This window comes from Streptomyces sp. NPDC059456 (assembly GCF_042750055.1).
GTDB lineage: Bacteria > Actinomycetota > Actinomycetes > Streptomycetales > Streptomycetaceae > Streptomyces.
Map to the genome: position 1 here is coordinate 1 of NZ_JBHYVA010000420.1, position 7522 is coordinate 7522.

Below are 7522 nucleotides of genomic sequence, written 5' to 3' on the forward strand. Positions count from 1 at the left end.
CGGGGCGGCGGTTTTGTCTGTGTTTACGCGGCGCGGGGGGCCGGGGGGCGCGCCCCCCCGGGGGCGCGGGGGCGCCGGCGCCCCCGCCGGGCCCGCCGGCCGGCCGGCCGCCGGCGCCGGAGCGCTCCAGCAGCCGGTCCAGGAGGTCCGGCGGCAGGGTGCAGTCGCCGCGGGAGGCGGCCAGTACGGCGCGCGAGAGCCGGGCGACGTCCGCCTCGCGGCGGCGCAGCAGCCCGCGGGCGCCGGCCGCTATGGCGTGCAGGGCGCCGTCGGGCGCCAACTCGCCCGCCACCAGCACCACATCGGGGCGGGCCGGGGTGTCGCGGACGGTGCGCAGGACGTCGAGCTCGGGCCGGCCGACCTGGTCCACGGTCATCACCACCACCCGCGGAGCGCCGCCCGGGGCCGTCAGGGACACCTCGGGGCAGGCGAACAGGGTGCTCTTGGTTCCGGCTTCCAGCACGGGGTCGAACGCGACGACGTCGACAGGGACGGGTACTCCCACCAGGTCCTCCGATGATCATCCGCCGGCCGGGGTGCCGGACGGGCGGAAGGGGCACTGGACACAGGCTGCCGGTCGCGGACCGGGGGCGGCATCGGGCGACGGCCCCCACATTTGCGAAGGACGGCCCCCGCAGGCACGGTCCCTGCGCAGCGAGCCCTCCGGGACGCCCACGACCTGCCGGAACCCGTACGCCACGGGCCCCGCCGACGGCCCCCGCACCACCCCGTACGGCAGGCCCCCGGGGCCCATGGGGGCGGCTCCGCGGAATATGGGGGATCGGCCCCCATGTGCGCGGCCCCCGTCCTCTGCGAGTTTTCTCCTGTGACTGACACCGCCACCACCGCCGAAGAAACCCAGGTCGGCGGCCTGGCCCCCTCCTGGTGGGCCCGGGCCCTGAACCTGCGGGAGCGGCTCGCCGCCCCGGGTGCCCCGGTACCCGCGCTGGCCGACGCCCCCCACAGCCGACCGGCTGCGTGGTCCCTGGGGGACACGGACGGCTTCGCGGCCCGGCTGGCGAGCCTGGGAACCACCGAGGAAACGGCGTACGCCCTCGCGGCGGAGGCCCCCGGCCGGCTGGCCGCCCGTACGGCCGCGCCCCGGTGGGTTCGCGCCGTCGAGCAGATCGTGGCGGCGGCCCCCGCACGGCCCGGCCGCCCCGTGCCCCCGGCGGCGGACGCGGACGGCGCCGCGGCGTTCCTGCCCGCCCTGCGCCCCCTGATCGACTCCGCCTGGGCGCAGACCGCCGCGGACCTCGACCTGCCCCCGGGCGAACTCGCCGTGGTGCGGGCCGCGTTCGAGGAGCGGCTCGGCGACCGGCTGGTCCGCCAGTCCGCCCGCACCCTGGTCCGCGAACTCCACCGGGCCCGTACGGAAGGCCTGCTGGCGGGGGAGACCCCGCGGGAGCGGTTCGCGGCCTTCACCGCCCGGCTCGCCACCCGGCAGGGCCTCGCCGAGCTCTTCACCCGCTACCCGGTGCTGGCCCGGATGCTGGGCCAGGCCTGCGGCCACGCGGCCTCGGCCACGGTGGAGCTGCTGGACCGGTTCGCCGCCGACCGGGCGGAGATCGTCGCCGCACTGCTGGACGGCACCGACCCCGGCGCCCTCGTACGCATCGACCTCGGCCGCGGTGACGTCCACCAGGGCAACCGGTCCGTGGCGCTGCTGCGCTTCGCCGGCGGCGCGAGCGTCGTGTACAAGCCCCGCCCGCTGGACCAGCACCTGCTGCTGGACCGGGTCGTCGGCTGGACCAACGAGAAGGTCGCGGGCCTGGGCCTGCGGACCCCGCGCTCGGTGCGCGGCGACGGGTACGGCTGGCTGGAGTTCATCGAGCACGGCTGGTGCGGCTCGCCCACCGAACTCGACCGGTTCTACCGGCGCCAGGGCGCCCTGCTCGCCCTGCTCTACGCCGTCGACGGCGTGGACATGCACTACGAGAACGTCATCGCCTGCGGTGACCAGCCGGTGCTCGTGGACGCCGAGACCCTGCTGCACTCCGGACTGCCGGCGGCCGTGACCTGCGGGAGCGACCCGGCCGCGGACGCCCTGGCCTCCTCGGTGTACCGCACCTGCCTGCTGCCGAGCCTGCTGATCGGCGAGAACGGCGCCATGGACATCTCGGCGCTCGGCGGCGGGGACGGCGGCTCGTACCCCAGCGACGGGCTGCGCTGGGAGGCCGCCGGTACGGACGGGATGCGGCTGCTGCGCGGCCCGGTGGCCAGCGCGGCCGGGCAGAACCGGCCGGCGCCGCAGGGCCGCGCCGCCGGCCACGCCGACCACCGGGCGGCGCTGCTGGAAGGGTTCCGGGCCGGGTACGACGCGATCGCCGAGCACCGGGCCGAACTCCTCGGCGGCGAGAGTGGCGAGAGCAGCGAGAGCAGCGAGAGTGGCGACGGCGGGCTGCTGGCCCGCTGGGCCACCAGCCCCGGGCGCCTGATCGCCCGCTCGACCCGCCTCTACACGACCCTGCTGGACGAGTCCACCCATCCCGACCTGCTGCACGACGCCCTGACCCGCGACACCGTACTCGCCGTGCTCTGGGCCGAGTCCGAGCACGACCCGGCCCGCCGGCGGCTCATCGAGGACGAGATCGCCGACCTGTGGTCCGGGGACGTGCCGCTCTTCTTCCACCACCCCGCGGACACCGCGCTGAAGACCTCCCGGGGCACCCGCCTCGACGCCGTCCTGCCGGCCCCGAGCCTGAGCGCCGCCCGCGCCAAGATCGCCGCCATGGGGGAGGTGGACCGCCACGACCAGGAGTGGATCATCTCGGCGACGCTCGCCGTCACCGGGGCCAACCTCAGCGTCGGCGGCCCCCGTTCCACCCTGGCCGGGCCGGCCGCGCCGGCCGTCGTGCCCGAGCCCTCCCGGCTGCTGGCCGCGGCCTGCGGGATCGCCGACGAGATCTCCGCACGGGCCGTGCACGGCGGCGGACGCGTCAACTGGCTCGGCCTGGAACAGGTGTCCGGCGACCACTGGGCCGTCCTGCCGATGGGCGGCGGGCTCGCCCAGGGCTACTGCGGAGTGGCGCTCTTCCTGGCCCAGCTCGGTGCCCTGACCGGCGCCGAGCGGTACACCGCGCTCGCCCGGCAGGCCGTACGGCCGCTGCCCGCGCTGCTGGCCGCACTGGCCCACGACCCCGGGCTGGCGGCCGCGGTGGGACCCGGCGCCCTGCACGGGCTCGGCGGCATCGTCTACACGGCGGCCCGGCTGGCCCCGCTGCTCGGCGAGGGCCTGGGAGACTGCCTGCCCGACGCGCTCGCCGCCCTGGAACGCGCCGCCGACGCCGATGCCGAGGACGGCACCGAAGGACCGGCCGGTCTGGCCGACGGCCTCGCCGGGGCCCTGGCCGCCGCGGTCGCGGCGCAGCGCACGTACGGGGCGCCGGCCGACGGGACCGCCCGGCGGCTCGCCGACCGGCTGCTGGTCCGGGCCGAGAAGCACCTGGCCGAACGGCCCCCGGCGGCCCCCGGCTTCGCCGACGGCGACGCCGGCATCGGCTGGGCCCTGCTGCGCCACGCCGCCGCCCGCGAGGAGGCGGGGCAGCCGGGGGCCGCGTACGCCCGCACCGGTGCCGCGCTCCTGCGGCCGGCGCTGGACGCGGCCCTGCTCCGCCCCGCCGACCTCGGCTGGCACACGGGCCTCGCGGGCACCGCGCTGGCCGCCGCCGACGCGCTCGGCGCCGCCGGACAGCCGGTTCCCACGGCGGCACTCGACCGGTGCGCCGTCCTGCTGGGCGCACCCTCCGAATCACCCGACCTCGGCCTGCACCGCGGCGCCCTCGGCCCCCTGGAACCGCGCGGCGTCCTCGCCGGGCAGGGCCACGAAGGGGCCCGGACCGCCCGCGGCCGCCCCGCCCGGGCGATTATCGGGCGCCACGATGTTCACGGGCCCCGCGGGGGCACCCCCCCACCCGGACCGCCCTCGGCCGCCGCGCCGGGGAGATTCTCGGCCGACTCGAGGATCACGGCCACCGCTGCGGCACCCCCGACCACGTACCGTCCCCCGGTTTCCTCACCGGACTCTCCGGCATCGGATACGCCCTGCTCAGGCTGGGCTTCCCGGAGGCCGTCCCGTCCGTCCTGCTCCTCGAACCCGCCGTGCACCCCGGCGCCTAGCACTTCAGCACTGAGCACCACTCCCCATCAGGTCACGAGAAAGGTACTCATCACCATGCAGAAGCCCCAGGTCAACGCCCAGTCCGTCACCGCCGCCGACGAGGCCGCCGCCACCGCCGCGGCCGAGGCGCGGACCGCGGACCCGGCCGGCGGGATCACCCTGTCGGGACGGAACAAGGCGTGCGCCCGGGCCCGTGCTCTGGCCGGTGTGGTGCTCACCAGCGGCATCGTCATCACCCTGAGCTCGATCGACACCAGCGTGTCGGCCCCGAACGTCACCTGGTAGTCCGCCGGAGGTCCGTGTCCGATCTTCTCCGGATCTCTCCCGGATCTCCACTCCGCCTTTGTTCGAAACGGCCAACTTTCGTCGCACAATCGGCCGTTCGCATGAACTAGATTGCGGACATGCGTTCCCGTTCGCGGTACATCGTCGGTCGTGACCCGCAACTGCGGGAGATCAAGCAGGCACTGACCGACGCGGGCGAAGGACGCGGCGGCGGTGTCGTCTTCCTGGTCGGTGAGGCCGGAATCGGAAAGTCCAGGCTCGCCGCCGAAGCGGTGGGCATGGCCTTCGGCATGGGCATGCGCGCCCTGCGGGGCCGCAGCAGCACCACCGGCCCCACCATCCCTTTCCGGCCACTCACCGAAGCTCTGATGTCGCTCTTCCGCAGCGGCCCGCTCGACGGCACCTCCCTGGACGACCTGCCGCTGGGCCCCTACCGGCCCGCGCTCGGCAGGATCATCCCGGACTGGAGCAGCGACGCCCAGAACAACAGCTCCATGGTCATCCTCGGCGAGGCCGTCCTGCGGCTGCTCATCGCCACCGGCCGGGAACACGGCCAGCTCCTGCTGCTGGAGGACCTGCACGACGCCGACCCCGAGACGCTCGCGGTCGTCGAATACCTCGTGGACAACCTGGAGTACACCAACGTCGTGCTCCTGGCCACCATCCGTACGGAGCCCTGCGACGCGCTCGACATGGCCGACTCGGCCCGCCGGCGCGGCGTGGGGACCGTACTGGAACTCGCCCCGCTCACCCGCCCCGAGGTCGGCGCCGTCATCGCCGCCCAGCTGGACACCGAACCCGAGCGCGTCCCGCAGGCGGCCCTGGACCGGCTCTGGGACGACAGCGCCGGCAGCCCCTTCCTCGTCGAGGAACTGCTCCAGGGGATGATCGGCAGCGGCGCCCTCGTCCGCTTCGAGGACGGCTGGCGCGTCGTCGGCGACCTGCGCAGCGACGTGTCGACCGCCCTCGCCCGCGGGATCCTGCGCCGCATCGACCGGCTCGGCCCGCAGGGGCTGACCCTGCTCTCCGCGGCCGCCGTGATCGGCCGCCGCTTCCCGCTGACCGTGCTCCAGCGGATGACCGGCATCGACGACCGCGGACTCCTCAGCCACCTGCACGCCGGCGTCGCGGCCCAGCTCGTCGTCCCCGACGAACCCGCCCCCGACTGGTACGCGTTCCGCCACTCGCTCACCGCCGAGGCCCTGCTCACCCAGCTCACGCCCGGCAACCGGGCGGCGATGGCCGGCCGCGCCGCGGACGCGGTCCAGGCGCTGTACCCGGACCTCGAAGGCGACTGGTGCCCCCTGGTCGCGGAACTGCGCTCGCAGGCGGGCGACGACGCCGAGGCCGGCCGGCTGTTCACCGACGCCGGCCTGCGCGCCCTGGCGGCCGGCGCGATCGGCTCCGCGATCACCCTGCTCAGCCGCGCCGAACGGCTGCTCGCCGCCAGCCAGGACCCCGCCGGACGCAGCGACGCCCTGGAAGCCCTGCTGCCCGCGCTCGCCGAAGCCGGCGACTTCGCCCGCGCCTTCGGGTTCGCGGAGAACCTGCACACCCTCGGCGGCAGCGGCCTGAGCGCCGGCCGGCTCGCCGCCCTGCACACCCGGCTGGCCAAGGTCGCCCACACCGCGGGCCGCTGGGAGGACGGCAACAGACAGATAGCCCAGGCCAGATCGCTCCTGGCCGCCCACCCCGACGAGGGCTGCGCCGCCTCCACCGACGTGACCGCGGCCTACCTCGCCCTCGACACCCCGGGCCCCGACCGCACCCAGCTGGCCGAGAAACTCGCCCACTCCGCGCTCCAGGCGGCCCAGCGCCACGGCCTGGCCACCGTCGCCTGCCAGGCCCTGGAACTCCTCGCCACCCTCGCCCGCGAACGGGACTTCGACGAGGCCACCGCCCTGCTGGAATCGGCCCTGCAGACCGCCGAACAGCACCAGCTGCCGCTCCAGCGCATGTACGCGCTCACCCGGATCGGCGGCAACTACTGGCTCACCGAGGGCGCCACCGCCCCGCTGCTGGCCGCCCGGAGCGAAGCCCAGCGGCTCGGCTCGGCCACCATCGTCTACACCATCGACGGCATCATGATCCTGGACGCCGTCCTGCGGGCCGAGTTCACCGCCGCGCAGCAGTCCGCCGAGGAGTGCCTGGCCGTCGTACAGCGCCTGCGGCTGGCCCCGGCCACCCGGTACGTCCTGATGGCCCGGGCGGCGCTGGCCGCCCACCGCGGCGACCGGCCCGCCATGGAGAGCGCCCTCGCCGCGTTCGCCGACTGGGACGGGGCCGGCTCCCAGGAGGAACCGCTGACCCGCGGCCTGGCCCGGGCCTTCTGCGCGCTGACCGAGGAGGACCGGCCCGGCGCCGTCCGCGAGCTGCGCGCCGTCGCCGACCTGGAGGACACCAATCCCAGCACGTACTACCTCAGCGGGCGGTACGGCATCGGCCTGCTCCTCGACGTGCTCTCGGGGGCGGCCGACCGCCCCGCCTACGAGGAGATCGCGGCCACCGCACCCGGCCGGATGCGCTGGAACCGGCAGTTCGTCCTGTTCGCCGGCGCCGTCCTGCTGGGCCGCGAACGCCGCCCCGAAGAGGCCGCGGCCGCCGTGGCCGAGGCGCTGCGCGCCGCCGCCCCGTACGCGACCGCGCTCCACCTGGGCCTGCGGCTGATCGCCGAGGCCGCCCACGAGGACGGCTGGGGCGAGCCCGTGGCCTGGCTGCGCCGTGCCGAGGAGCACTTCCACCAGGGCGGCGTGGCCGCGGTCGCGGGCGCCTGCCGGGCGGCCCTGCGCCGCATGGGAGCCCCGGTGCAGCAGCGCCGTTCGGGTTCGAGCACCATCCCGGACGTGCTGCGCGCCCAGGGCGTCACGGTCCGCGAGTACGAGGTCTTCCGGCTCCTGGCGGAACGCCTGGGCAACAAGGACATCGCCGACCGCCTGTACATCTCGCCGCGTACGGTCGAGAAGCACATCGCCGCCCTCGGCACGAAGACGGGCCGCACCAACCGCGCCGCCCTGTGCGAGCTGTCCGCGTCCCTGGCCGCGTCGGCGCCCTGAGGCACCGGCCCCGGGGGGGGGGGGGGCGCCCCCCCCCCCCCCGGGGGGGGGGGGGCCCGGGGGC

At 76.2% G+C, this 7522-nt stretch carries 3 protein-coding genes; 2 read left to right on the forward strand and 1 reads right to left on the reverse strand.

Going from position 1 to position 7522, the window contains the following annotated elements; all coding sequences use genetic code 11:
* On the reverse strand, positions 1–505 hold a 505-nt coding region (locus ACFXA3_RS28895; RefSeq protein WP_385191443.1), incomplete at its 3' end, for a hypothetical protein.
* 321 nt (positions 506–826) lie between these two features.
* On the opposite strand from ACFXA3_RS28895, the gene ACFXA3_RS28900 reads away from it, so the two are divergent.
* Together ACFXA3_RS28900 and ACFXA3_RS28905 are read left to right on the forward strand one after the other, a co-directional pair.
* Positions 827–4405: a type 2 lanthipeptide synthetase LanM family protein gene (locus ACFXA3_RS28900; RefSeq protein WP_385191444.1), complete on the forward strand. Its 3579-nt coding sequence runs from the start codon at positions 827–829 to the stop codon at positions 4403–4405.
* 119 nt (positions 4406–4524) lie between these two features.
* Positions 4525–7458, forward strand: coding sequence for a helix-turn-helix transcriptional regulator (locus ACFXA3_RS28905; protein ID WP_385191446.1), 2934 nt, complete (start codon positions 4525–4527; stop codon positions 7456–7458).
* Positions 7459–7522: the final 64 nt, after the last annotated feature.

Excerpts from the sequence above, each read along its gene's own strand:
- ACFXA3_RS28905 (WP_385191446.1), top strand. The coding sequence starts at position 4,525 with ATGCGTTCCCGTTCGCGGTACATCGTCGGTCGTGACCCGCAACTGCGG.